Source organism: Streptomyces sp. B1866 (assembly GCF_031932565.1).
GTDB lineage: Bacteria > Actinomycetota > Actinomycetes > Streptomycetales > Streptomycetaceae > Streptomyces.
The window spans coordinates 1-2,112 of the sequence record NZ_JAVSCF010000472.1; the positions used below are offsets into that span (position 1 = coordinate 1).

The window sequence follows — 2,112 nt, forward strand, 5'->3', positions numbered from 1 at the left end:
TGGCCGCTCGCCGCCGCCGCGGGCCGCCTGGCCGTTCGCCGCCTCGCCGCGCGGGGGCCGGTCCGGCGGCCGTCAGCCCGCGGCGTCCCCGAAGGTCAGCCGGCAGGCGTCGGCGCGGTAGACGGCCACGGACACCGCGGCGGGGCGCCCGCCCGCGAACCAGCGGGTGGTGACGACGAGCACCGGCGCGCCGGGCAGCCGGTCGAGCCGCTTGGCGTCCTCGGCACCGGCCGAGCCGAGCTCCACCGTCTGCTCCTGGCCGGCCGGCTGGAGCCGCCGCAGCTCGCGCAGTGCGGCGTACGCCCGCGCGGGCCCGCTCGGCCCGCCCGGCGCGCCCGCGGCGCTTTCGGCGCCCTCGGCGGCGAGAGCAGGCAGCACCGCGGGCGGGACGTACAGCAGTTCGGCCGCCAGGGGGCGGCCGTGGCCGACGCGGGTGCGCCGCACCGTGTGCACCGGGGCGTCGGGGGCCGTGCCGAGCAGCCGCGCGACCTCCGCGGGCGGCGCCTCCCAGGTGCTGTCGACGGGCTGCCAGACGTCCTCGCCCGCGCTGTCGGCCCCGGGCCGGGCGGCGCCGCCGACGGCCACGGCCGTCCGCGGCGGGGCGACCGTGGTGCCCACGCCGCGGCGGCGTCGCAGCCTGCCTTCGAGTTCGAGCTGCTCCAGGGCCTGCCGGAGGGTGGCGCGGGCCACGCCGAAGCGCGCCGCGAGCTCCCGCTCGTTCGGCAGGACCTCCCCCACCGCGAACTCCGAGTCGAGCGCGTCCTGAAGCACGGTCCTCAGGTGCCAGTACTTCGGCTCCGGCACCGATGCGAGCTGCGTGGTCCCCACCCTGTCCTCCGGTGACGGCCGGTGCCCGCGGCCGGGGCGCGGGCCTCTGTCGTGCGCTTGTCGTGCGCTTCTCTTCGCGTGATTGTTTATGAAAGGTTGTTGCGCTAACGCCGGTGCGACCCTAGGGGGCCCCGATTCCTTGGTCAAGACCAATGGGAGTGCCCCTTCACCTCCCATATGATCGATCTTCGGCCGTACATGTCGTATGGCCGGAAACGCACGCAGCGGCGGGGACGGCACGCCGCGCCTCCGTGCGCCCGGCGGCGGGACGCGCGTACCGGCAGGGAGGCGGCGCGGCCGCGCCCCGGCGCCCACGGCGCCCAGGGTGGCCGCCATGACGCCCGCCGGCCCCGCCCCCGCGGCCCCGCCCGGCCTCACCTACCGGGAGGCGGGCGCCACACGCGCGGGTCCGCTGCCTCCCGGCTACCGCCACCTCCGGGTCCGCACCCTGGTCGGGTACGGCCCCGGCGCGTTCGCGGCGGCCCGCGCGGCCGTCATGGACTGGCGGATGCACCGGGCCGTCGGCGTGACGATCGAGACCGCGGGCCCGGTCGCCGTGCCCGGCCTGCGGGTGGTGGTGGGCCTGGGCGCCGGGCGGCTGCGGCTGCGCGCGCCCTGCGCGGTGGTATGGACCATGGCCGAAGAGCGACGGGCCGGCTTCGGGTACGGAACGCTTCGCGGCCATCCGCAGGCCGGCGAGGAGGCGTTTGCGGTCAGCCTGGAGCAGGACGCGAGCGTGGTCCTCACGGTCACGGCGTTCAGCCGCCCGGCCGCCTGGTACACCCGCGCCGCCGGTCCGCTGGTCCCGGCGTTCCAGCGGGCGTACGCGCGCCGCTGCGGCAGGGTACTCTTGCGGCTGGTCCGGGAATGACACAGCGGCCGCTTTTCGCTGTCATTTTTCAGACAAAGTCGGTTGTTGAGGGCCAGAACCACCCTTAACCCACCGGTCACAAGGCGTTCGTGATCAGGCAACACCCTTCAGGAAGTGTTGTCTTCATGATGCGAGCGACCCCTGTACACCACTCCGAGCGCCGCCCCGGGCGGCGCGAGCTGGTCGAGCTGGCCGCCCTGTTCACGGCCGTGGCGGTCGCCGATGCCGTGTCCCGAGCGGTCGTCCACGGCCCCGGCACCGCGGTCACGCTGGCGGTGTCCGCCGTGGCGCTGCTGGCGACGGCCGGCCTCCGCCTGAAGTCCGCCTTCCGGCGCGGCCGCGCCGGGACGCCCGCGCCGGCGGCCGGGGCCGACGGCCCCGGCTCCGCGGGCGGGCCCGGCGGCTGCGCGGAC

The 2,112-nt window shown here is 76.9% G+C and carries 2 protein-coding genes and 1 pseudogene; 2 read left to right on the top strand and 1 reads right to left on the bottom strand.

What is annotated here, in order from left to right; genetic code table 11:
• Positions 1–72 precede the first annotated feature (72 nt).
• Positions 73–828: a GntR family transcriptional regulator gene (locus tag RKE29_RS29535; RefSeq protein WP_312008782.1), complete on the bottom strand. Its 756-nt coding sequence runs from the start codon at positions 826–828 to the stop codon at positions 73–75.
• 334 nt (positions 829–1,162) lie between these two features.
• On the opposite strand from RKE29_RS29535, the gene RKE29_RS29540 reads away from it, so the two are divergent.
• On the top strand, positions 1,163–1,699 hold the full coding sequence (locus RKE29_RS29540; RefSeq protein ID WP_312008783.1) for a DUF1990 domain-containing protein: 537 nt from the start codon (positions 1,163–1,165) through the stop codon (positions 1,697–1,699).
• 125 nt (positions 1,700–1,824) lie between these two features.
• A pseudogene (locus RKE29_RS29545) lies at positions 1,825–2,112 on the top strand (GNAT family N-acetyltransferase); the annotation flags it as partial.

Bases quoted from the DNA above. Each gene is read 5' to 3' on its own strand.
- RKE29_RS29540 (WP_312008783.1), top strand. From the start codon at position 1,163: ATGACGCCCGCCGGCCCCGCCCCCGCGGCCCCGCCCGGCCTCACCTAC.